Annotated in this window: 22 protein-coding genes; 14 read left to right on the top strand and 8 right to left on the bottom strand. The window is 50.2% G+C overall.

From position 1 onward, the window contains the following. The 10 genes from A9B99_RS05715 to cysM form a co-directional block, all read left to right on the top strand. Positions 1-375, top strand: a 375-nt coding sequence (locus A9B99_RS05715) for a type VI secretion IcmF C-terminal domain-containing protein (protein WP_064595401.1), incomplete at its 5' end; no start/stop codon positions are given. Positions 376-743: 368 nt separating this feature from the next. After that, complete coding sequence (locus A9B99_RS05710) at positions 744-1,433, top strand: DUF3592 domain-containing protein (RefSeq protein WP_064595398.1); 690 nt, start codon at positions 744-746, stop codon at positions 1,431-1,433. Between the two features lie 99 nt (positions 1,434-1,532). Continuing rightward, positions 1,533-3,296 (top strand): type VI secretion system baseplate subunit TssF, encoded by a 1,764-nt coding sequence (gene tssF, locus A9B99_RS05705; protein WP_064595396.1) that lies wholly within the window; start codon positions 1,533-1,535, stop codon positions 3,294-3,296. Then, positions 3,260-4,351, top strand: a complete 1,092-nt coding sequence (tssG, locus tag A9B99_RS05700) for a type VI secretion system baseplate subunit TssG (RefSeq protein ID WP_197499252.1) — start codon at positions 3,260-3,262, stop codon at positions 4,349-4,351. Before tssF ends, tssG begins: the two co-directional genes overlap by 37 nt. Then, entirely contained in the window at positions 4,332-4,868 is a 537-nt protein-coding gene (tssJ, locus tag A9B99_RS05695; protein ID WP_064595392.1) for a type VI secretion system lipoprotein TssJ, read from the top strand. The genes tssG and tssJ overlap by 20 nt, the downstream gene beginning before the upstream one ends. Positions 4,869-5,201: 333 nt before the next feature. Beyond that, complete coding sequence (locus tag A9B99_RS05690; protein WP_064595390.1) at positions 5,202-6,218, top strand: sulfate ABC transporter substrate-binding protein; 1,017 nt, start codon at positions 5,202-5,204, stop codon at positions 6,216-6,218. Beyond that, positions 6,218-7,051 carry a sulfate/thiosulfate ABC transporter permease CysT gene (gene cysT / locus A9B99_RS05685; RefSeq protein WP_064595388.1) on the top strand — a complete coding sequence of 278 codons (834 nt, stop codon included), beginning with the start codon at positions 6,218-6,220 and terminating at the stop codon, positions 7,049-7,051. The genes A9B99_RS05690 and cysT overlap by 1 nt, the downstream gene beginning before the upstream one ends. Next, entirely contained in the window at positions 7,051-7,923 is an 873-nt protein-coding gene (gene cysW / locus A9B99_RS05680; protein WP_064595386.1) for a sulfate/thiosulfate ABC transporter permease CysW, read from the top strand. The genes cysT and cysW overlap by 1 nt, the downstream gene beginning before the upstream one ends. Beyond that, on the top strand, positions 7,913-8,998 hold the full coding sequence (cysA, locus tag A9B99_RS05675; protein ID WP_064595384.1) for a sulfate/thiosulfate ABC transporter ATP-binding protein CysA: 1,086 nt from the start codon (positions 7,913-7,915) through the stop codon (positions 8,996-8,998). Before cysW ends, cysA begins: the two co-directional genes overlap by 11 nt. A gap of 61 nt (positions 8,999-9,059) precedes the next feature. Beyond that, a complete protein-coding gene (gene cysM / locus A9B99_RS05670) occupies positions 9,060-9,968 on the top strand; it encodes a cysteine synthase CysM (RefSeq protein ID WP_064595381.1) in 909 nt (302 codons plus the stop codon). Positions 9,969-10,039: 71 nt separating this feature from the next. Here the strand turns inward: cysM and crr are convergent, their stop codons facing one another. The 5 genes from crr to cysZ form a co-directional block, all read right to left on the bottom strand. Next, complete coding sequence (gene crr, locus A9B99_RS05665; protein ID WP_064595379.1) at positions 10,040-10,549, bottom strand: PTS glucose transporter subunit IIA; 510 nt, start codon at positions 10,547-10,549, stop codon at positions 10,040-10,042. A gap of 39 nt (positions 10,550-10,588) precedes the next feature. After that, entirely contained in the window at positions 10,589-12,316 is a 1,728-nt protein-coding gene (gene ptsI, locus A9B99_RS05660; protein ID WP_064595377.1) for a phosphoenolpyruvate-protein phosphotransferase PtsI, read from the bottom strand. A gap of 52 nt (positions 12,317-12,368) precedes the next feature. After that, a complete protein-coding gene (gene ptsH, locus A9B99_RS05655) occupies positions 12,369-12,626 on the bottom strand; it encodes a phosphocarrier protein Hpr (RefSeq protein WP_036116227.1) in 258 nt (85 codons plus the stop codon). A 383-nt stretch (positions 12,627-13,009) separates the two neighbouring features. Beyond that, complete coding sequence (gene cysK / locus A9B99_RS05650) at positions 13,010-13,981, bottom strand: cysteine synthase A (RefSeq protein WP_064595374.1); 972 nt, start codon at positions 13,979-13,981, stop codon at positions 13,010-13,012. Between the two features lie 219 nt (positions 13,982-14,200). Further along, the gene (gene cysZ, locus A9B99_RS05645) at positions 14,201-14,971 is read right to left on the bottom strand and encodes a sulfate transporter CysZ (RefSeq protein ID WP_064595373.1); all 771 of its coding nucleotides are present in this window, start codon (positions 14,969-14,971) and stop codon (positions 14,201-14,203) included. Positions 14,972-15,266: 295 nt separating this feature from the next. On the opposite strand from cysZ, the gene zipA reads away from it, so the two are divergent. The 3 genes from zipA to A9B99_RS05630 all read left to right on the top strand — a co-directional run bounded on the left by zipA (position 15,267) and on the right by A9B99_RS05630 (position 18,555). Continuing rightward, the gene (gene zipA / locus A9B99_RS05640) at positions 15,267-16,253 is read left to right on the top strand and encodes a cell division protein ZipA (protein ID WP_064595372.1); all 987 of its coding nucleotides are present in this window, start codon (positions 15,267-15,269) and stop codon (positions 16,251-16,253) included. Between the two features lie 62 nt (positions 16,254-16,315). Beyond that, positions 16,316-18,334 (top strand): NAD-dependent DNA ligase LigA, encoded by a 2,019-nt coding sequence (gene ligA / locus A9B99_RS05635; RefSeq protein ID WP_064595371.1) that lies wholly within the window; start codon positions 16,316-16,318, stop codon positions 18,332-18,334. A 2-nt stretch (positions 18,335-18,336) separates the two neighbouring features. Continuing rightward, positions 18,337-18,555: a DUF3820 family protein gene (locus tag A9B99_RS05630; RefSeq protein ID WP_064595369.1), complete on the top strand. Its 219-nt coding sequence runs from the start codon at positions 18,337-18,339 to the stop codon at positions 18,553-18,555. Here A9B99_RS05630 and A9B99_RS05625 read toward each other — a convergent pair. Then, positions 18,552-19,565 carry a bile acid:sodium symporter family protein gene (locus A9B99_RS05625; protein ID WP_064595367.1) on the bottom strand — a complete coding sequence of 338 codons (1,014 nt, stop codon included), beginning with the start codon at positions 19,563-19,565 and terminating at the stop codon, positions 18,552-18,554. The genes A9B99_RS05630 and A9B99_RS05625 overlap by 4 nt on opposite strands. A gap of 137 nt (positions 19,566-19,702) precedes the next feature. Between A9B99_RS05625 and A9B99_RS05620 the strand changes: the two genes are divergently transcribed. Next, positions 19,703-20,644 (top strand): LysR family transcriptional regulator, encoded by a 942-nt coding sequence (locus A9B99_RS05620; RefSeq protein WP_064595365.1) that lies wholly within the window; start codon positions 19,703-19,705, stop codon positions 20,642-20,644. On the opposite strand, the gene A9B99_RS05615 is transcribed toward A9B99_RS05620, so the two are convergent. Continuing rightward, positions 20,635-21,000, bottom strand: coding sequence for a FlxA-like family protein (locus A9B99_RS05615; protein ID WP_064595363.1), 366 nt, complete (start codon positions 20,998-21,000; stop codon positions 20,635-20,637). The two genes, A9B99_RS05620 and A9B99_RS05615, sit on opposite strands and share 10 nt — an antisense overlap. Before the next feature lie 126 nt (positions 21,001-21,126). Beyond that, positions 21,127-21,708 (bottom strand): ACP phosphodiesterase, encoded by a 582-nt coding sequence (acpH, locus tag A9B99_RS05610; protein ID WP_064595361.1) that lies wholly within the window; start codon positions 21,706-21,708, stop codon positions 21,127-21,129. Between the last annotated feature and the right edge of the window lie 59 nt (positions 21,709-21,767).

Genomic DNA, 21,767 nt, shown 5'->3' with positions numbered 1-21,767 from the left:
ATGAACCAGATGCCGGTCTGGCAACGTTTCGCCTGGCCTGCGGATACAGAAGCCGCCGGTGCCCGTTTAAGCTGGATGAGCACCCCAGCCGGAACCCGGTTGTATGCGGATATACCGGGAGCCTGGGGCTGGATACGCCTGCTGGAGCAGGCAACGGTGAGTGCATATCCGGGTGTTGGCAGCAGCTACAGCCTGAGCTGGCAGGCTCAGGACGGGCGGGCGCTGAACTACACCCTGCGTACCGAAGCCGGAGAAGGCCCGCTGGCCCTGCTGAAACTGCGTGGTTTCCGGTTACCGGAGACAATTTTTATTACTGAGGGCGCGTCATCTGCACCGGGCATTCATGATAGTGGTAGCACCATGATTGTAGACTAAGACGCCAGACGGGTTGCCTTCACTGATGTGCTTAAGAAAACGAGTTTCGACCCGGAATATCACTCTGCGTATTTGCTCACAAAGTGGGGTTCTGTGTGGTTTTGTAAGGCAGCGCGTTAGCAATAAACGCATTGTCTCTCTTCTGGAGAAATTAAACGCTATCCCATGAGGCTATTTTATTTGCTATTTCAGCCCAGGACAGTGCTCAGCATCCTTACGTACTCCGTGTACGCTGCGACTTTTGCGCGCTGTCCGCAGCTAAAATCACTGTAACAATAACCTCTACCGGGATAGGTTCTAAGGCTGGCGGTGAGGAAATACCGCCAGCTGTATTGTGATGTTTTGTCATAACGTAAAAAGGAAGTAAGATGAAAAAAATTTTTGGCCTGATGTTTTCTGTAAGCCTGGTTCTGTTTTTCATTGCCGGTTACCTTGCTTATTCTAATCACCAGTTTCAGCGTGATGCCATTCACGCCAAAGGACAAATAACCCATCTACGCTACAGCTATAACGCTGACTCATCTTCTGAAGTCTGGTTTCCTGAAATTACCTTTACCGATAATACCGGAAAACGTATTGTTTTTGAGTCCTCTACCGGACGTTCCAGTTATCGTGACCGTATGGGAGATACCATTGATGTTATTTATAACCAGAATGATGTGACGAGTGCCAAAATTAATGACACTGTCGGGCTTTATTTAGGTGCTTTCATTTGCGGTGGTATTGCGCTGGTCTTCCTGCTGATTGGGGGGGCTGGTTTATGGTTGATGAACAGTGGAAAACGTCATCAGCGATTAATCCAAAATGGTAAACCATTGGCGGCCACTATTGTGAGTGTGGAATTAAATGAGGCTATCCAAATTAATGGTCGCTCGCCCTGGAGGATCGTGTGTCAGTGGCTGGACCCCCAATCCGGGAGAGTGTTTTTGTTTAACAGTGCTAACTTTTATTATGACCCTTCACCGTATATTAAAGAGGAAAATATTACGGTGTATGTGGCACATAATAACGTAAATAAATACTATGTGGATATTTCTGGTTTTCCTGAAAAGGCCTGATGCTCATCTTTTTTAATTAGTTCTTATTTTTGCCCCTGTGGCAGAGGATTGTTTATCCGTTTCAGGGGCAATCACTTAATTTTCAGGATTCAGTTTGTTATGGATGATTTAACCCTGCGCTACTATGAGGCGGAAATACGCTACCTGCGCGAAGCCGCAAAAGAATTTGCACAAGCGCATCCCGACAGAGCTGCCATGCTTGATTTGGATAAAGCAGGTACACCAGACCCTTATGTTGAACGCCTGTTCGAGGGTTTCGCTTTTTCAATGGGGCGTTTGCGCGAAAAGATTGATGATGACTTGCCAGAGCTGACCGAAGGGCTGGTCAGTATGCTCTGGCCCCATTATTTGCGTACCATTCCGTCTCTCGCCATTGTGGCATTCACTCCAGATGTGCATACCGTGAAAATGGCTGAGAATGTACCGGCGGGGCTGGCGATTTATTCCCGCCCGGTGGGGCCGAAGAACACAATTTGCCGCTATCGCACTATCCGTGATGTGATGCTCAATCCCCTCAGTATCTCTTCGGTCTCTATGGCAACTGAGCCTGACGGCCGTTCTGTATTGCGCATGCGCTTTACCTGTAGCCAGCAGGCCGACTGGTCAAATGCGGATCTCAGCCGGTTGAGCCTGTACCTTGGTGCGGATGCACCTGTTGGCAGTCAGTTGCACCTGATGCTCACAAAACGCCTGGCTGCTATGTATGTGCGTTTGTCTGGCGAGCATGAACGTAAAGAGCTGGATGGTTATTTCTCGCCTGGTGGTTTTCGCGCAGAAGACAGTCTGCTGCCAAAAACAGATAGCGCATTCAGTGGCTATCAGTTACTGCTGGAATATTTTGTCTTTCGCGACAAGTTTATGTTTGTCCATCTCCATGGGCTTGATTCTCTCCCACTACAGGAGGGAACTGAATATATTGATATCGACGTGGTATTCAGTAGCCTCTGGCCGGCAGACCTGCCTGTCACTCATGAGGCGGTCCGGCTGCATTGTGTACCGGTGATTAATCTGTTCACACTGGAAGCTGATCCGCTCACTGTCTCAGGGCTTGAACAAGAATACCTGTTGCGCCCTAAACGCCTGCAGGATGGGCATACTGAGATCTATTCTGTCGATAAGGTGACAGGTTCAAACCGAACCAACCAGACGGAGTATGTGCCATTTTCTGGTTTTCGCCATAAAGGCGGCATGATGAGGCGTCACGCTCCACCACGTTATTACCATACGCGTGTGAAACGCAGCGTGACAGGGCTGTATGACACCTGGCTGATTCTTGGCGGGCATCAGTGGGAGGAAGAACAGCGCATAGAGCATGAGACGATATCACTGCAAATTACGGGTACCAATGGTCAGTTACCGCGCCGGGCCTTGCAAAGTACGCTGCTTGAGCGTTGCGAGCAGGTGGTACAGACGCCATTACCAGTCACTAACCTGTGCAAACCAACGCTGCCAGTCTATCCCCCTGTAGAAGATCGGTTTCACTGGCGAGTAATGAGTCACCTGGGAACAAGTTTTCTCAACATGATGGAGAGCGCAGAAGTGCTGCGTGGGGCTCTGGCGCTCTATAACTGGCAGGAAGATGAATGCAATACCCGCCGTCTGGAAGCTATACAGCATGTGGCGTATCACCGCCTGCAGCGTTTTGAGCAGGGCTATCTGCTGCGTGGGGTGGATATTGAAGTGACTCTCGACAGTAACGGTTTTACCGGAGAAGGGGACATTCATTTGTTTGGGGAATTACTCAACCGTTTCTTCGCACTCTATGCCGATATGAATCAGTTTAACCAGCTTACCCTCATCGTTCAGCCAGAAGGAAAGTGCATCCGGTGGAAAGAGAATCACAATCCGCGTCTGCCAGGTTGATAAAAAGCCTCGGTGACAGGTTACCTTTAGTTAATTTTTACCGCCTTTGTCAGTTGCTGGAGCAAAGCCAGCCAGATAACCCGGTGATGGGCAGTACCTGGCAGGTTCGCCAGGAGCCGGTGCGTTTTCGCCCTCACCCGGGAATGGGGTTTCCTGCCTCAGAAATAAAAGCGTTTGAACCTGCGGAGCAGCCGCATTTACCCGCAACAGTTCGCATTACTTTTATGGGGCTGTACGGGGTAACGTCTCCGTTGCCAACACACTATGTCAATGACATCGCACAGCAGCGGGAAGGGCATGAAGTAACAGCTGATTTTCTTGATATCTTCAATCACCGGCTGATTACGCAGTACTACCGTATATGGCGTAAATACAGTTATCCGGCCACCTTTGAAGCGGGTGGGCGTGACAAAACATCACAGTACCTTTTGGGCCTTATCGGGCTGGGGGGGGATGGCTGTACTGCCAGTGTGGCTGCACCGTTATCGCGCTTTCTGGCGCTGTTACCGGTGATGTTGCTACCTGGCCGAACAGCAGAAGGAATGGTTTCTCTGGTGAGCTTGCTGGCACCAGGGACGCAGGCAAAAATTTGGCACCACGATAAAAAGCGCATGCAGCTCAGAGCGCCCCTTACTCTGAGTGCCAGCCAGCCAGTGACATTGGCAAATCGCCCTGTAATGGGGAATTACGCAACGGATGTGAACAGCCAGGTGCTGATGCAGCTTTCTACATCTGACCCGGAGGAAGTGCAGGGCTGGCTTCCTGGTGGGGAGCTTTATGCGGACTTAATGGCGTTGCTGCATGTTTATCTGGGCTCACGCCTTGATGTGCGGTTGCAGCTATGCGTGGACAGTAACCAGCTTCCACAAGCGATTATCAGCTGTAAACCCAATGTGGGGGCAGGGCAACTGGGCCGTACTGCCATTATGCGCTTTCATAAGCGGTCGGCAGGCCAACAGCCACAAATAATAACCATTAATCTGGGCCGTTATGCGCGGCTTCAGGAGAATATTCAGCGTAAGGAGAGCGACGAAAATGGCGATTATCGTGGATAACGTTTCCCGGTTTGTGCTGGTTGTAGGTATCACGGTATTACTGGCGGGATGTGGGCTGGCGCAGAACGTTTCGAATGGCTCAGCCGCAGTGACAAAATCTATTTTTTATAAGCAGGTTAAAACCCTGCGCCTTGATATTCGTGCCCGTGAGGCGGTCAACCCTAATGATAGCGGTGTGGCATTGCCCACGGTAGTGCGTATCTACCAGCTTAAAGACCGTACAGCATTTGACCGCACGGATTATTTGTCATTGTTCACCCATAGCGGTCAGGTACTTAAAACTGATTTGTTGGCAGAAAAAGAGGTGCGCCTGCAACCTGGCGGCACAGTGATGGTAAGTATGCCAATAAATGAAAGTACCCAATATGTGGCGGTGGCAGGAATGTTTCTCTCGCCCGATCAGGTGAATAATACCTGGCGAGTTGTGTTGAGCCGTAATGACCTTCACCCGGATAAATTCCGAATTATTGAAGCAGGTAATAATCAGTTGGTCCTGAGGGGCATAAAAGGTGACTGATACCCAGCCCAGTTCTGGTTGCTGTATGAAACACCCAGTGGCAGTTTTACTGCTTACAGTTACTCTCCTGAAAAACACCTTCAGTGTTGCCAGACCACTTGTGCATAGTGCTTCAGAACAGACTGAATCACTGTTGTGATACGTAACCGAATGGGCCTGGTCTGGCCCTCCATTCCCTTGAAGAAAACAGCGCATGCGCTGTTTTCTTCACCCTCTTCTTATTCCCTTTTGCGCTTGAAAATCACGAAACGGTATATAAAACCGTTATAACTTTTGACCCGCTTCTCAATACACTGAACCTCTATTCCATAAGGTCTGAGTGAAGGTGCAAAAATGGCGGGTAAGTCAGTAAAACGTGTCTTGAGTGCAATGGCGCTGTCTCTGGTCCTGGCGGGCAGTGCGCACGCGACGGAGCTGCTGAACAGTTCCTATGATGTCGCGCGCGAGTTATTCGCCTCATTGAACCCACCATTTGAGAAACAATGGGCTCAGGATAACAACGGCGACAAACTGACTATCAAACAATCCCATGCCGGTTCATCACGCCAGGCGCTGGCTATTTTGCAGGGCCTGAAAGCGGATGTTGTCACTTATAACCAGGTAACTGACGTTCAGATCCTGCATGACAAAGGCAATCTGATCCCCGCAGACTGGCAAAGCCGCCTGCCAAACCACAGCTCACCGTTTTACTCCACCATGGCCTTTCTGGTGCGCAAAGGTAACCCGAAAAACATTCACAACTGGAGCGACCTGGCCCGTAGTGATGTAAAACTGGTGTTCCCGAACCCGAAAACCTCAGGCAATGGCCGTTACACCTATCTTGCCGCCTGGGGCGCAGCCGACCAGGCTGACGGCGGCGATGAAGCCAAAACCAAAGCGTTCATGACCCAGTTTCTGAAAAATGTTCAGGTATTTGATACCGGAGGCCGTGGGGCAACGACTTCATTTGCTGAACGAGGCCTCGGCGATGTGCTGATTAGCTTTGAATCTGAAGTGAACAATATCCGTAAACAGTACCCGAACGAGCAGTTCGAAGTTGTGGTACCTAAAGTGGATATTCTTGCTGAATTCCCGGTGACCTGGGTTGACCGTAACGTGAAAGCCAATGGCACAGAAAAAGCCGCTAAAGCGTACCTGAATTATCTCTATAGCCCACAAGCGCAGGAAATTATCACCAGCTATTACTACCGGGTAAATAACCCTGAGCTGATGGGCAAAATGAAAGATAAATTTCCAGAAACCAAACTGTTTCGCGTAGAAGACAAATTTGGTTCGTGGAAAGAAGCCATGAGCAAGCATTTTGCCAGTGGCGGTGAACTGGATCAGTTGTTAGCAGCAGGGCGTAGCTAATGTTTGCCATCTCTTCCCGGCGTGTTTTGCCGGGTTTTACACTCAGTATGGGTACCAGCCTGCTTTTTATTTGCCTGGTGTTGTTATTACCGCTGAGTGCACTTGTGATGCAGTTAAGCCAGATGACACTGGCGCAGTACTGGCAGGTTATTTCAAACCCGCAGATGGTTGCCGCGTATAAAGTGACAGTGCTGTCTGCCGGTGTTGCAGCCCTGTTTAATGGTGTGTTTGGCTTGTTGATGGCCTGGGTGCTAACCCGCTACCAGTTTCCCGGGCGCAGCCTGCTGGATGCTTTAATGGATTTACCTTTTGCGTTACCCACCGCCGTTGCGGGGCTAACCCTGGCATCGCTGTTCTCAGTCAATGGTATCTATGGCGAATGGCTGGGGCATTTTGGCATCAAAGTTACTTATACCTGGCTGGGCATTGCTGTGGCTATGGCCTTTACCAGTATTCCTTTTGTGGTGCGTACAGTGCAGCCTGTGCTGGAAGAGTTGGGGCCAGAGTATGAAGAAGCGGCAGAAACCCTGGGCGCCACCCGCTGGCAGACTTTCCGTCGTGTAGTGATGCCGGAATTATCACCAGCATTAATTGCCGGGGTCGCATTATCGTTTACCCGTAGCCTGGGGGAATTTGGCGCAGTCATTTTTATTGCCGGGAACATTGCCTGGAAAACAGAAGTGACATCATTAATGATTTTTGTGCGCTTACAAGAGTTCGATTACCCGGCAGCCAGTGCAATTGCTTCCGTTATTCTGGCTGCATCACTGATTTTATTGTTTGGGATTAATACGTTACAGAGTCGCTTTGGTCGGCGTGTGGTAGGGCATTAATGGCAAATATTTCACAATTACGCCCCCGGCGTGAACCCGTTAACTGGGGCAAGTGGTCGTTGATTGGCCTGGGTGTGGTGATCTCAGCCTTTATTCTTGTTGTGCCTATGGCATCGATTTTCGCCATCGCCTTTTCTAAAGGCATTATGCCGGTGCTGCAAAATTTGGTTGATCCCGATATGCGTAATGCTATCTGGTTAACGCTGCTGATTGCCGTTATCACTGTTCCGGTCAACCTGGTGTTCGGTACGTTGCTTGCCTGGCTGGTAACGCGTTTTACTTTCCCTGGCCGCCAGTTGATGCTGACACTGCTGGATATACCCTTTGCGGTGTCGCCAGTGGTTGCGGGTCTGGTTTACTTGTTGTTCTACGGTGCGAACGGTATTGCCGGTAGCTGGCTTGAGGCACATAACCTGCAATTGATGTTTGCCTGGCCCGGCATGATTATGGTGACTGTGTTCGTTACCTGCCCATTTGTGGTGCGTGAGCTGGTACCTGTAATGATGAGCCAGGGCAGCCAGGAAGATGAAGCTGCGATTCTGTTAGGTGCATCTGGCTGGCAAATGTTCCGTCGGGTGACACTGCCAAACATTCGTTGGGCATTGCTGTACGGCGTGGTATTGACTAATGCGCGCGCAATTGGTGAATTCGGCGCGGTATCGGTGGTTTCCGGGTCTATTCGTGGCGAAACGCTGTCTTTGCCACTGCAAATAGAAATGCTGGAGCAGGATTACAATACGGTGGGGGCTTTTACCGCCGCCGCATTACTGACATTAATTGCAATTTTGACTCTGTTTTTGAAAAGTGCAGTGCAGTGGCGCCTGAACAGCCAGGAAAAGCACCAGCAACAGGAAGGTAATAGTGAGCATTGAGATAAACAACATCAAAAAATCTTTTGGCCGGACTCAGGTGCTGAATGATATCTCGCTGGATATTCCTGCGGGGCAAATGGTGGCACTGCTTGGTCCTTCCGGTTCTGGGAAAACCACACTGTTGCGGATAATCGCGGGCCTTGAACATCAGTCCAGTGGTCGCATCAGCTTTCATGGTAAAGATGTCAGTAAGCTGCATGCGCGCGACCGGCGGGTTGGTTTTGTGTTCCAGCACTATGCGCTGTTTCGCCATATGACCGTGTTCGACAACATCGCCTTCGGTTTATCGGTATTGCCACGTCGTGAGCGCCCGTCTGCGGCGGTTATCAAACAGAAAGTGACTAATTTACTGGAAATGGTCCAGCTTTCACATCTGGCCGACCGTTTCCCTGCTCAGCTTTCCGGCGGGCAAAAGCAACGTGTTGCTCTGGCTCGTGCGCTGGCGGTAGAGCCGCAAATTCTGCTGCTTGATGAACCTTTTGGCGCGCTGGATGCCCAGGTGCGTATGGAGTTGCGGCGTTGGTTGCGCCAGTTACATGAAGAACTGCAATTTACCAGCGTCTTTGTAACTCACGACCAGGAAGAAGCGATGGAAATTGCTGACCGGGTTGTCGTAATGAGCCAGGGCAATATTGAACAGGCTGACGCCCCACAACAAGTCTGGCACGAACCCGCTACCCGGTTTGTGCTTGAGTTCCTGGGTGAAGTGAATCGGTTAAAAGGATCTGTGCAGGGTAGCCAGTTTCACGTTGGCGCTCACCGCTGGCCACTTGGTTTTACCCCTGGTTATCAGGGGCCGGTAGACTTGTTCCTGCGCCCCTGGGAAGTGGACGTAAGCCGCACAACCAGCCTGGATTCTCCGTTACCCGTTCAGGTACTGGAAGTCAGCCCGAAAGGGCACTATATGCAATTGGTTGTGCAGCCGGTTGGTTGGTATACAGACCCTCTGACCGTTGTTATGCGTGATGACACCGTGCCGCAACGGGGTGAGCGTTTATTTGTGGGGCTCCAGCATGCGCGCATCTATCACGGTGATTTGCGCATTGAGAGTCTTGCTCTTGCGCAATCAGCCTGATAGTTTTATAAGCACCTGTAAGCGGCCGTAAGGCCGCTTTTTTGTTGGGAAAAGTCGCTTAATGATACTTGAACAGACTATTGGTCATACACCGTTGGTGCGTTTGCAGCACACCGGGCTGAATAATGGCAGTGAAATTTGGGTAAAACTGGAAGGCAATAATCCGGCAGGCTCCGTAAAAGATCGTGCTGCGTTGTTTATGGTTACTCAGGCTGAAAAGCGCGGTGATATCGCGCCTGGCGATACACTGATTGAGGCAACCAGCGGCAACACGGGGATTGCGCTGGCGATGATTGCTGCCATGAAGGGCTACAAAATGAAGCTACTGATGCCAGCCAATATGAGTCAGGAGCGTAAAGCCGCCATGCAGGCTTATGGGGCAGAGCTGATTCTGGTCAGCCGGGAACAGGGTATGGAAGGCGCGCGGGAACTGGCTCAGAGCATGGCAGACAATGGCGAGGGGAAAATTCTCGACCAGTTTAATAACCCGGATAACCCACTGGCGCATTTCACCACTACCGGGCCGGAAATTTGGCAGCAAACACAGGGCAGAATAACCCATTTTGTTTCCAGTATGGGAACCACTGGTACTATTACAGGCACGGCCCGTTATTTAAAAAGCCAGTCTGGTACTGTGCGTATTGTTGGCCTGCAACCGGAGGACGGGAGTAGTATTCCCGGTATTCGCCGCTGGCCTGCAGCCTGGATGCCTGGCATTTTTGATGCGTCTCTGGTTGACCAGGTGCTGGATATAAACCAGATTGACGCGGAAAACACCATGCGTAAACTGGCCGCAACAGAGGGCCTGTTTTGTGGTGTCAGCTCAGGTGGCGCGGTGGCCGGCGCATTGCGTGTGGCCAGAGAAAACCCCAATGCGCTGGTAGTGGCCATTATTTGTGACCGGGGAGACCGTTACTTGTCTACTGGCGTATTTGGTGAAGAGCACTATACACAAGGCGCAGGGATTTAAAGCTTCCCTTTTGGGCATAAAAAAACGGCACCCATGAAGCATGAGGTGCCGTTTTTACAGAACAGGCCTGGTTATTTTTTGATGCGGATAACCGGGGTTTCGCCCACAGTTACAGAACCAGTCAGTTTCACCAACTCTTTGATTTCATCCATATTGGAGATGACAACCGGCGTCAGAGTAGATTTTGCTTTTTCTTCCAGCAGCGGCAGATCGAATTCGATGACAACGTCACCGGCTTTCACGCGCTGACCTTCTTCAGCAATACGTTTGAAACCTTCACCTTTCAGTTCGACTGTGTCAATACCGAAGTGAACGAACAGTTCGATGCCAGAGTCAGATTCAATAGAGAAGGCATGGTTAGTTTCAAAAATTTTTCCGATAGTGCCGTCAACCGGAGCAACCATTTTGTTGCCATTCGGTTTGATAGCAATACCATCACCCACAATTTTTTCAGCAAATACCACATCCGGTACGTCTTCGATATTAACGATTTCACCAGACAGCGGAGCAACAATCTCAATAGTTCCGGTATCTTTTTTATCATCGGAAACCAGAGATTTCAGTTTATCAAACAAACCCATGATCTTCTCCTAAGCAGTAATTGGGCCGCATCTCGTGGATTAGCAGATAGTTTTTTCTTCAATGAACTTGTTAACCAGCTTCATTAACTCGTCCGTAGTCGGTTGAGCAAGAGCCTGCTCTGCTAAAACCTTGGCATCTTCGAAGTTCGTGTTACGAATAATCTTCTTAATGCGCGGGATAGAAATGGAACTCATACTGAATTCGTCGAGGCCCATCCCCAGCAACAGAAGTGTAGCACGTTCATCGCCAGCAAGCTCGCCACACATACCTGTCCACTTACCTTCTGCATGAGATGCATCAATAACTTGCTTGATCAGGTTCAGTACAGACGGTGACATCGGCTGGTAAAGATGTGAAATCATATCATTACCACGGTCAACCGCCAGCGTATACTGCGTTAAATCGTTGGTACCGATACTAAAGAAATCGACTTCTTTCGCCAGATGGCGGGCAATGGTTGCCGCAGCAGGTGTTTCCACCATTACGCCGATTTCAATATTTTCATTAAATGCTTTGTCTTCAGCACGCAGCTCGTCTTTGTAAGACTCCAGAGCGGCACGCAGTTCGCGCACTTCCTCAACGGAAATAATCATCGGGAACATGATGCGCAGTTTACCGAAAGCAGATGCACGCAGAATGGCACGCAACTGGTCACGCAGAATTTCGCGGCGATCCAGCGCGATACGTACCGCACGCCACCCAAGGAACGGGTTATCTTCTTTCGGGAAGTTCATGTAAGGCAGCTCTTTGTCGCCGCCAATGTCCATGGTACGGACAATTACAGCCTGATCACCGCATGCCTGGGCAACTGCTTTATAGGCTTCAAATTGTTCGTCTTCAGTGGGCAGTGCATCACGGTCCATGAACAAGAATTCAGTACGGTACAGACCAACCCCTTCCGCACCATTACGTTCAGCACCTGCGACATCACGCACAGTACCGATATTAGCGCAGACTTCTACCTGGTGCCCGTCAAGGGTAATCGCAGGCAGGTCTTTCAGTTTAGCCAGCTCAGCTTTTTCTTCTGCAACCTGAGCTTGCGCGGCGCGCAATGCTTCTATCTCGTCGTTGTCCGGGTTAACGTAAACTTTGTTGTTAACCGCATCCAGGACCAGATAATCGCCATTTTTAACCTGAGAGGTCACATCGCCAGTACCTACAATAGCAGGCAGTTCCAGAGAACGCGCCATGATGGAGGTATGGGAAGTACGGCCACCTAAATCGGTGATAAAACCGAGAACTTTTTTCAGGTTCAGCTGTGCGGTTTCTGAAGGAGTCAGATCAGCGGCAACCAGGATAACTTCGTCCTGAATTGCACTTAAATCGATGATAGCCAGGCCAAGAATGTTACGCAGCAAACGCTTACCGATATCACGAACGTCAGCGGCACGTTCTTTGAGGTATTCGTCGTCCAGCTCTTCCAGTGCGGTAGCCTGACCTTCGATAATTTCGTTAGCTGCTGCATCAGCAGTAACCAGCTTATCTTTAATCAGGGCTATGATTTCCTGCTCCAGCTCCTCATCTTCCAGCAACATAATGTGGCCTTCGAAGATGGCTTCTTTTTCTTCACCAAACGTTTCGCCAGCCTTGATTTTGATGGCTTCTAACTGTGCCGCAGCTTGCGCACGGCCATTCAGAAAGCGCTCAACCTCCTGGTCGACTTTGTCGGCAGAAATCTTTTTCCGGTCGATGACAATCTCATCTTCTTTCAGAAGCAGCGCTTTACCAAAAGCAATACCCGGGGATGCTAAAATGCCTGAAATCATAACCCTACCTTACTTGTGACTGATATAGAGAATTCGCTCGAATAACAAAAACTTATTCGAGTTCCGCCATCAGTTTAACCAGATGTTCAACTGCTTTTTGTTCGTCGTCGCCTTCAGCAGAGATGGTAACAACGGTGCCCTGAGTCAGACCCAGAGTCTGCAGTTTGAACAGGCTTTTGGCGCTGGCGCTTTTACCATTGGAAGTCACAGTGATTTCGGCGTTAAAGCTTTTTGCTTCTTTCACAAACTGGGCGGCAGGGCGGGTGTGAAGACCGTTCGGAGCGGTAATAGTAACTTCTTGCTGGAACATTGTTTTTCCCCAACTTATAGGTTTAGTGTCTGGATCTAGAGTAGAGCCGTGTGGCTTAACTTTAGCTTGTATCTGTCGCTTACGCGTAGACAAACCGTGTCAAAAGCAGAAAAGCGCTAAATAGCGCTGGCTGGCTGCCCTGCACATCGCTCGTCTGAAACATTATGTATTATGCCGCGAATGTGTAACCTGTAACAAATCAGTAAATCGATTCAGCAGGCGGGATCACGAATCAGCGATTAATTTCGAGCCTCGAAATAAAGTTGCAGGTTAAATACCAGACCCAGGCAAATGAAGCAATGGCGGGTAGCGTAAAAATTTGAACTACTCCACAAAAAAGCACCCATTCGGGTGCTTTTTTGCTCATTTTGCCAGGTCTGGCATCACTGTTGCAGTTCTTTCTCAGTGAACAAGTCTGCAAACAATGCTGTGCTGAGATAACGCTCGCCGGAAGAAGGAAGAATAACAACAATATTCTTGTTGATAAAGGCTTCATCTTCCTGGAGCTTCAATGCAGCTGCAACAGCCGCACCGGAAGAGATCCCGGCAAGGATACCTTCTTCTTCCATCAGACGACGTGCGGTGGAGATAGCCTCATCGTTAGTAATAGTTACCACTTTATCGACCAGTTTCAGGTCGAGGTTGCCTGGAATAAAGCCTGCGCCAATACCCTGGATTTTATGCGGACCCGGTTTGATTTCATCCCCAGCCAGCGCCTGAGTAATAACCGGGGAATCAGTTGGCTCTACCGCCACGCTGATAAGGTCTTTCTTGCCTTTGGTGTTTTTGATGTAACGTGTCACACCAGTTAGTGTACCGCCAGTGCCCACACCTGCGATGAACACATCCACCTGGCCATCGGTATCTTCCCAGATTTCCGGGCCTGTTGTTTTTTCATGGATTTCCGGGTTTGCCGGGTTACTGAACTGCTGTAAAAGCAGGTATTTTTCCGGGTTACTGGCAACAATTTCTTCTGCTTTCTGAATGGCACCTTTCATCCCTTTAGGGCCTTCGGTCAGCACCAGGTTTGCGCCAAGCGCTTTGAGCAGTTTACGTCGTTCAATACTCATGCTTTCAGGCATCGTCAGCGTTAACTTGTAACCACGGGCTGCAGCGACGTAAGCCAGAGCAATACCTGTGTTACCACTGGTAGGTTCAACCAGTTCAACGCCAGGCTTCAGTGCGCCACGTTTTTCGGCATCCCAAATCATGTTGGCACCGATACGGCATTTCACGCTAAAGCTCGGGTTACGGGATTCGACTTTAGCCAGAATCTTACCGTTACCGATGCGGTTGAGGCGAACTAACGGCGTATGACCAATCGTCAGTGAGTTGTCTTCATAAATCTTACTCATAGCCAGTCCTTAACTGTATGAAATTTGGGAACCGTTCCAGCATACCTGCTCAGCATCGCGGGTGAAGGACGGATTTCGCATATCTATATTCAGATGAGAAATAATAACAAGCAGAATGAAATAAATGATGGCATAAGTTGCCCTGAGTGCAAACGCGCCTCGAAGCGATTCAGGTTGCAGAGAAACTGGCCCACACCACAGTGGGCCATGAAAACCGGTTTATTGAGCTGAAGGCCAGCGGCCATGTTTAGTGCGATACTGATCCACCCACATAGCCGTTGCACCACATACTGCAACCGGCATGATGACCAGGTTAAGCACCGGAATCAGGGTACAAAGGCTGACCAGCGCACCAAATTGCATATTCATTACTTTTCGGGTGCGCAGAGCCACGCGCATATCTTTAAAAGGCACTTTGTGGTTATCAAATGGGTAGTCACAGTACTGAATTGAAAGCATCCAGGCACTGAACAAGAACCACAGCACCGGCGCAATGGTTTGCCCTATACCCGGGATCAGGTAAAGCAGAAGCAGCACTAATGCTCTTGGTAAATACCATGCCAGTTTTTGCCATTCACGTTTCATGATGCGCGGGATATCTTTTGCAATACCTATAAGGCCAGTATCAGGCGGGGTATTGCCCGTCAGGCGTGCTTCCAGTTGTTCAGCCAGCAATCCATTAAAAGGTGCGGCTATCCAGTTGGCTATAGTTGAAAAAAAGTAGCCAAAAATAAGTAAAATAGAGATGACTGCTAACGGCCAGAGTAAATAGCTCAGCCACTGTAACCAGTTGGGAACATGGCTCAGCAGGGCAGGTATCCACTGGTCAAGCCGGGTAAATAGCCAGCCAAATGCTGTGCCCATCAGCACAATATTTACCAGTAATGGTAGAAAAACAAACCGGCGAATGCCTGGTGCAGTGATGAGTTTCCATCCTTGAGAGAAGTAAAAAATGCCGCTACGTGAAGCCGCAGGGGATGATGAAACCATGTTGGTTGGTACTCCTTGAGTCATCCGGATTATATCGCCTGTGTATCATAACCCTGAAACCGGCTCAGACTTCAAGCCGTCTCATTCCTAAGGTGGTATGGATTACGCTGAAAAATTTGCGCACAGGGTAGCGAGATGAATCTGAAAACGGTCGAAAAAACAGCAAAAAACACGTTTTATTTCATCTTTCTGTCTGGAAAAACACGCCTGCACTTGCACTTGTTGTGATGGACAAATACTCTTAGTGAGTAAATGTTTGCCGCTGTGGCAAGGTGTTAGAACAACCGAGAATATAATGATGCAGGATTTGCGTCTGATATTAATCATTGTTGGTGCGATTGCGATTATTGCGTTACTGATCCATGGGTTATGGACCAGCCGTAAAGAGCGCTCTTCTGTGTTTCGCGATCGCCCTTTAAAACGGATGAAGTCGTTGCAGGACGACGATGACAGTGAAGATTACGACGACGACGAGGAAGAAGAAGGTGTCGGCGAGGTTCGCGTTCACCGGGTAACCCCTGAGCGCCATAATGAGCCTGTAGCTCCACCCACACCTCAGCATAATTATCAGCCGCCTTATGAGTCGGCACAACCGCGTCGCCAGCCGACAGCGCAGCAGCCACCTGCGCCTCAGGCAGAGAAGGAACCTGAAACCCGCGAGCCAGTTGTGCGCCATGCGCAACCAGCGCCGGAACCTGTTCGCCATCCGCAACCGCAGAAGCCGGTTGACGTGGAAGTGTCACATTACCGTGAACCTGCTCCTGCTCATCGTGAGCCGGAACCGGCGCCTCAGGCAGAACCAGCATCGCAACCGGTACCTCCGGCACACAGTGCGCCACAGCCTGAAACTAAATCGCAAACGAAAGAAGCTGTCATTATCATGAACGTCTCTTCCCATACCGGGGGGCAGTTCAATGGTGAAGCATTGCTCAACAGCATTCAGCAGGCAGGCTTCCAGTTTGGTGAAATGAATATTTTCCACCGGCATCTCAGCCCGGATGGTAGTGGCCCTGTTTTGTTTAGCCTTGCAAACATGGTAAAACCCGGCTCATTCAGCCTTGATGAAATGTCCACGTTCATGACTCCGGGTGTGACTATTTTTATGCAGATCCCTTCTTACGGGGATGCATCGCAAAACTTCAAACTGATGCTTCAGTCTGCGCAACACATTGCTGATGAAATGGGTGGTGTGGTAATGGATGACCAGCGCCGCATGATGACGCCACAGAAACTGCGCGAGTATCAGGACCTGATTCGCGAAGTGAAAGAGGCCAACGCGTAACTTTTTCGCTTTTCTTAACAAGGCCCCCGCTAGTCGGGGGTTTTTTATATTGATGGTGTGTTATGGAACCTATCGAACAAAAACTCAATCAACTGCGAACCACTCTTCGCCATCACGAATACCTTTATCACGTTATGGATGCACCGGAAATTCCGGATGCTGAATATGACAGGCTGATGCGTGAATTACGTGAACTGGAAAGCGCTCACCCTGAAAAAATAACACCTGATTCACCTACCCAGCGAGTCGGGGCTGCGCCGTTAACTGCTTTTACTCAGGTTACTCATGAAGTTCCCATGCTTTCACTGGATAACGTCTTCGATGAAGAGAGCTTTCTGGCTTTCAATAAACGTATCCGTGACCGCCTGAGTGATACCCAGGATGTGGTGTACTGCTGTGAACTCAAACTGGATGGTCTGGCTGTCAGTTTGCTGTACGAAAATGGTGTGCTGGTTCAGGCGGCGACCCGTGGTGATGGAACTACCGGGGAAAACATTACCGCGAATGTTAAAACTATCCGGGCCATTCCGTTGCGCTTACAGGGCGACAACATTCCTGCGCGCGTGGAAGTGCGCGGTGAAGTCTTCTTGCCACAGGCTGGTTTCGAGAAAATTAATGATGAAGCCCGCCGTACTGGCGGGAAAGTGTTTGCTAACCCGCGCAATGCAGCTGCAGGTTCATTGCGCCAGCTTGATTCCCGTATTACCGCGAAGCGGCCACTCACATTCTTCTGCTACGGTGTGGGTGTACTTGAAGGTGGTGAGCTTCCTGCGAGCCATATGGCGCGTTTGCAGCAATTCAAAGCCTGGGGGCTGCCAGTCAGTGATCGCATTCGTTTGTGTGACTCACCGGAAGCGGTGCTGGCGTTTTATCGTCACGTCGAAGATATTCGCCCTCGCCTCGGTTTTGATATCGATGGCGTGGTGATTAAAGTGGATTCTTTAGTGCAGCAAGAACAACTGGGGTTTGTGGCACGCGCTCCACGCTGGGCTGTGGCTTTTAAATTTCCGGCTCAGGAACAGATGACGACGGTGCGTGATGTCGAGTTTCAGGTAGGGCGTACAGGGGCTATCACACCGGTGGCTCGCCTTGAGCCGGTACAGGTTGCCGGGGTGTTGGTTAGCAATGCCACGCTGCATAATGCCGATGAAATCGAACGCCTTGGCCTGCGAATTGGCGATACAGTGGTGATTCGCCGTGCAGGCGATGTAATTCCACAGGTTGTGAACGTAGTGCTCTCTGAACGCCCGGAAGAAACCCGCGAAGTCCAGTTCCCGGCGCACTGCCCGGTATGTGGTTCCGATGTGGAGCGGGTTGAAGGTGAAGCCGTAGCTCGTTGCACTGGAGGCTTAATTTGCGCAGCACAGCGTAAAGAAGCGCTGAAACATTTCGTCTCACGTCGCGCACTGGATGTTGATGGCATGGGCGATAAAATTATCGACCAGTTGGTGGAAAAAGAGTACATCGATAATCCGGCTGACCTGTTCACGCTGACTGCCGGAAAACTTACCGGTCTTGACCGTATGGGGCCGAAATCGGCGCAAAATGTGATTAACGCACTGGAGAAGGCTAAGCAAACCACCTTTGCCCGCTTTCTGTATGCGTTGGGGATTCGCGAAGTTGGTGAAGCAACAGCGGCAGGTCTTGCGGCTCATTTCGGCACACTGGAGGCATTAATGGCGGCTTCGGTTGAGCAGTTACAGCAAGTCCCGGATGTCGGCATTGTGGTTGCCACTCATGTGCACAACTTTTTCCTGGAACAGCGCAACCGGGATGTCATTGAACAACTGGTTCATAAAGCGGGTATTAGCTGGCCTGACCCGGTGGTGGTTAAGCCTGAAGAGATAGACAGCCCCTTCGCCGGGAAAACCGTCGTGCTTACTGGCTCGTTAAGCCAGATGTCTCGTGATGATGCCAAAGCTCGCCTGGCGGCACTGGGGGCTAAAGTGAGTGGCAGTGTTTCGAAGAAAACTGACCTGGTGATTGCCGGTGAGGCGGCAGGTTCTAAGTTGCAGAAAGCGCAGGAGCTCGGTATTGAAGTCATTGATGAAGCCGAAATGCTCCGTTTATTGGGTGTATAACAATGGATAAGGCCCAACTGATTGAGGTTGCCAATACGGTGATGCCGTTTGGCAAATACAAAGGGCGGGTTCTGATTGACCTGCCCGAGGAGTATTTGTTGTGGTTTGCCCGCAAGGAAGCGTTTCCAGCCGGGCAACTGGGCGAACTGATGTCGCTGGCGCTGTTGATTAAAACCGAAGGGCTGACTTCTCTGGTGCAGCCCTTACGCCGCTCTCATTAACCTTCCATTACCGGGCGGGCTGCTTTGTGGCTTGCCTGACTGGCTTCCTGTTCTGCTTTGCGTTTATACCGGCGTGCCAGCATAGCGCATGTCATTAGCTGGATTTGGTGAAACAACATCAGTGGCAGCACCATGATCCCAACAGTTGCTGCCGGAAACAGAATATTCGCCATGGGAATACCATTGGCCAGGCTCTTTTTCGAACCACAGAACACAATGGTGATTTCATCTGCTTTATTAAACCCGGCACGGCGGGCAACCTGAATATTCACGCAGATAACAATAGCCAGTAATACCAGGCTGCTGCCGATAATAAACAGCAGGCTGCCCAGCCCAACCTGATGCCAGATCCCATGGGTCACGGCTTCGCTGAATGCGGTGTAAACCACCAGTAATATGGAAGTCTGGTCTGTTTTACCAATCCATTTTTTATGGCGGGTAACAAAGCCCGCTGTCAGTGGGCGTGACAAGTGCCCCAGAACAAAAGGCAGTAACAATTGCAGCATAATCATGCCCACCTGGTGCAGGGTGGAACCACTTGAGCCGTGTACGTTCATCACCAAACCGACCAGTAACGGCGACAGGAATATCCCCAGTAAACTGGATGCCGAAGCGGAACAGACTGCTGCAGCCACATTACCGCCAGCCAGCGAAGTAAACGCGATAGCGGATTGTACTGTGGCGGGAAGAATACACAGGTAGAGAAAACCGTTATACAACTCCGGGCTGACTGGAAAGGGAGCCCACCAGGCAAATAACACGCCCAGTATTGGGAATAAGACGAACGTGCTGCACATCACCCACAGGTGCAAACGCCAGTGGCTGCCACCGGCCATAATCGCTTCGCGGGAAAGCTTGGCACCATGCATAAAAAACAGCAGGGCAATTGCTGCATTAGTCAGCCCATCGAAAAAGCCCACATAGTGCCCTTGTGCAGGCAAAAAGGTGGCTAACAGCACTGTACATACCAGTGTCAGTGTAAAAGGGTCGAGTATGCGCAGTAATTTCATCAGGATAACCTTCTTAATATTTAATGCCTTGCACATAGTGGCAAAACAGTGAGAACGCAAAGCTAACAGTCAGGATTGTGCCGGGTTATCTTTAAGAAATAAAATTGATTGGTTTCATGAATTCATGAGGAGGTTAAATGAATTATACACTGCGCCAGTTACGTATCTTCGTGGCAGTTGCCCGTACCCAGAGTTTTAGCCGTGCCGGGGAAGACATTGGCCTGAGCCAGTCAGCTGTCAGCCATAGTGTTAAAGAACTCGAACTGGCTCTGGAAGTAAAATTGCTGGACCGAACCACCCGCGAAGTGGTCCTGACTGAGGCCGGGCAACAAATGGCGATGCGCCTGTCCCGCGTGCTGGATGAACTGCACAGCGTATTACTCGACAGCCGTGCTCACAGTTACACATTAAGCGGTATTGTCAGAGTGGCTGCCAGCCAGACCATTTCAGCACACCTTATGCCGCAGTCTATCGCACAAAGCCAGCGGCAATTTCCTGACATCACCTTCATGCTGCATGACCGCCCACAACAGTGGGTGCTGGAAAGTGTGCGCCAGGGCGAGGTCGATTTTGGTATTGTGATTGATCCCGGGCCAGTCACTGATTTGTTGTGTACCACAGTGTTATCTGAACCGTTTTTTTTATTGTGCCGTCGCGACAACGCGCTCAACCAGAAAGCCAATATTTCCTGGCAGGATCTGGCCGGACAGTCACTGGTTTTGCAAGACTATGCTTCCGGTAGCCGGCCGCTCATTGACGCGGCGTTTGCCGGGCAAAATATTGAACCACATATTGTTCAGCAAATAGGGCACCCGGCAACACTTTTCCCAATGGTTGAGGCGGGTATTGGTATCAGTATTTTGCCTGCGCTGGCCCTGCCACTTCCGGGTGGAGACTCACTGGTTGTCAGGCAACTCAGGCCAGTTGTTGAGCGCAAAATTATGCTGATTCGGCGTAAAAATCGCTCATTATCAGCTGCCGCTGAGGCAATTTGGTCGGTGATTGCAGAACAGGCCTGTCAGCTTGACCAGGCCCGGGAAAACGATCCCTTGTATCAGTCTGGAATGCGTTATACGTAAAGATCAATCTTGTTTGCTGAAGATGGATTATTAACGCCTTCAGGCTTTTTCTCCGATTCTGCCTGGGTTTGCTGCTGAGCCTGAGTTTGGCTGTCCTGGGCTTTTTGAGCCTGTTGTTGCTCAAGCTGTGCCAGTTGCGCCTGCAACATTTCAATTTCGGACTGAAGAATCTGCTGCTGCTTTTTATTGAGTTCAGCATCTGTATTAGAGTTCGGTAACTCCTTAAGTTGCTGGGTCAGTTGGATGATTTGCTGGCGAATCTGGTTTATCTGCCCGGATAAACTGCTTGCGGATGAACCCGATGAACTGTAGCTACTCTGCGCAGCTGATGTCACAGATGAGCTGATGGTTGACATTATTTCCTCCTTTTTTTCGCAATAAGCAGAATTAATATCGGCATTTTTTGCCTGATCTTGAACGGTATGTCTCAGAAACTGCGTGGCGAAGGAGGACAAACAGCCACCAATATGGCTGAGTCGCTTTTACAGCTGCTTATTCCGGGCTTTTTCCATCATGGCCGGGTAAAACTGCCAGAACAAGGTTTCCAGTTGCGGGTAACAGGTATCCAAATCCTGCCAGGAGTCACGCAAACTCGCCAGGCGCGGGCGGCGGTTAGCCATCCCATTCAGCACTGAAGCAATAAACCCCATATCACTGTAGCGTTCCAGCCAGCGCTCAGCCCAAAGATACTGGTTAAGGTTAACAAAACGCTCTGGTGAATCTGGCAATACAGGGGTAATGGTTTCCCGTGCGTGATCAATAAAATCACTCAGTGCAAATTGGGGCGATAGCTGAGCCCAGTGGCGGGAAAGGAAGTGATCCCACATGACATCCAGGCTGATGGGCGCAACCCGGCGGGTTTGTGGGCGAAACCAGGTACAGGCCAGCTTCACTTCAGGCAAGTTATCGGTAAACACATCAATACGCCGGTGCAGGTGAATACCGTCTGACAAAGCCTGTGGGTAGATACCTTCTGGCTTACCGCGAACAAAATCAGCCATTAAATTACCGGGCAGCGAACTCTCAGCGAGGTGCGCCAGGTGTAAATGTGCAAGAAAATTCATAACACCACTCTGTAACGGATTTGCGGCTGGTGGTTGCAGGGAAACGCCCCTGGCACTAG

Source organism: Mangrovibacter phragmitis (genome assembly GCF_001655675.1).
Taxonomy (GTDB): domain Bacteria; phylum Pseudomonadota; class Gammaproteobacteria; order Enterobacterales; family Enterobacteriaceae; genus Mangrovibacter; species Mangrovibacter phragmitis.
The sequence above is the reverse complement of the archived record's forward strand: the minus strand, read 5'-3'. Positions and strand labels throughout refer to the sequence as shown.

Excerpts from the sequence above, each read along its gene's own strand:
- ptsH (WP_036116227.1), bottom strand. The coding sequence starts at position 12,626 with ATGTTCCAGCAAGAAGTTACTATTACCGCTCCGAACGGTCTTCACACC.
- A9B99_RS05630 (WP_064595369.1), top strand. The coding sequence starts at position 18,337 with ATGGATAAGGCCCAACTGATTGAGGTTGCCAATACGGTGATGCCGTTT.
- tssF (WP_064595396.1), top strand. The coding sequence starts at position 1,533 with ATGGATGATTTAACCCTGCGCTACTATGAGGCGGAAATACGCTACCTG.
- ptsI (WP_064595377.1), bottom strand. The coding sequence starts at position 12,316 with ATGATTTCAGGCATTTTAGCATCCCCGGGTATTGCTTTTGGTAAAGCG.
- A9B99_RS05620 (WP_064595365.1), top strand. The coding sequence starts at position 19,703 with ATGAATTATACACTGCGCCAGTTACGTATCTTCGTGGCAGTTGCCCGT.
- ligA (WP_064595371.1), top strand. The coding sequence starts at position 16,316 with ATGGAACCTATCGAACAAAAACTCAATCAACTGCGAACCACTCTTCGC.
- A9B99_RS05690 (WP_064595390.1), top strand. The coding sequence starts at position 5,202 with ATGGCGGGTAAGTCAGTAAAACGTGTCTTGAGTGCAATGGCGCTGTCT.
- A9B99_RS05615 (WP_064595363.1), bottom strand. The coding sequence starts at position 21,000 with ATGTCAACCATCAGCTCATCTGTGACATCAGCTGCGCAGAGTAGCTAC.
- acpH (WP_064595361.1), bottom strand. The coding sequence starts at position 21,708 with ATGAATTTTCTTGCACATTTACACCTGGCGCACCTCGCTGAGAGTTCG.
- zipA (WP_064595372.1), top strand. The coding sequence starts at position 15,267 with ATGATGCAGGATTTGCGTCTGATATTAATCATTGTTGGTGCGATTGCG.
- cysM (WP_064595381.1), top strand. The coding sequence starts at position 9,060 with ATGATACTTGAACAGACTATTGGTCATACACCGTTGGTGCGTTTGCAG.
- crr (WP_064595379.1), bottom strand. The coding sequence starts at position 10,549 with ATGGGTTTGTTTGATAAACTGAAATCTCTGGTTTCCGATGATAAAAAA.
- cysW (WP_064595386.1), top strand. The coding sequence starts at position 7,051 with ATGGCAAATATTTCACAATTACGCCCCCGGCGTGAACCCGTTAACTGG.
- tssJ (WP_064595392.1), top strand. The coding sequence starts at position 4,332 with ATGGCGATTATCGTGGATAACGTTTCCCGGTTTGTGCTGGTTGTAGGT.
- cysT (WP_064595388.1), top strand. The coding sequence starts at position 6,218 with ATGTTTGCCATCTCTTCCCGGCGTGTTTTGCCGGGTTTTACACTCAGT.
- A9B99_RS05625 (WP_064595367.1), bottom strand. The coding sequence starts at position 19,565 with ATGAAATTACTGCGCATACTCGACCCTTTTACACTGACACTGGTATGT.
- cysZ (WP_064595373.1), bottom strand. The coding sequence starts at position 14,971 with ATGGTTTCATCATCCCCTGCGGCTTCACGTAGCGGCATTTTTTACTTC.
- cysK (WP_064595374.1), bottom strand. The coding sequence starts at position 13,981 with ATGAGTAAGATTTATGAAGACAACTCACTGACGATTGGTCATACGCCG.
- A9B99_RS05710 (WP_064595398.1), top strand. The coding sequence starts at position 744 with ATGAAAAAAATTTTTGGCCTGATGTTTTCTGTAAGCCTGGTTCTGTTT.